This window comes from Saccharothrix sp. ST-888 (genome assembly GCF_000955975.1).
Lineage (GTDB): Bacteria > Actinomycetota > Actinomycetes > Streptomycetales > Streptomycetaceae > Kitasatospora.
The window spans coordinates 1-348 of sequence record NZ_JYJF01000618.1 but is presented as its reverse complement, the minus strand read 5'-3'; the positions used below and the strand labels follow the sequence as shown (position 1 = coordinate 348).

Below are 348 nucleotides of genomic sequence, written 5' to 3'. Positions count from 1 at the left end.
CGCCTACAAGCGCAGCTACCTCGACGGCCCGCTGTACGCGCCGGTGACCGGCTACAGCTCGCAGGCGTACGGGTCGACGCAGTTGGAGAGTCTCTACTCAGGGCTGCTCGGGGGGATCGACCCCCGGCTGGCAGGGCCCGCCGACGCGCTCATCCGCTCCACCCCCCCCGGCCGGTGCACGGTCCGCGCCCGCAGTCCGCCCTCGTCCCGCCCGGACACCACAACTGGTACGGCCACCGCAACAGCCCGCGCAGCAACCGGCACCGCCCCCGGCACAGCCGCACCGACCGCCGCCCCCTCCCGGACCACGTGTGCTTTCGTCCCGCTGCGTCTGAACGCAGTTACGCT

The 348-nt window shown here is 73.3% G+C and carries 1 protein-coding gene; it reads left to right on the top strand.

From position 1 onward, the window contains the following. Positions 1-348 (top strand): hypothetical protein (locus UK12_RS44030; RefSeq protein WP_231591508.1); only part of this gene is annotated, 348 nt, incomplete at both ends.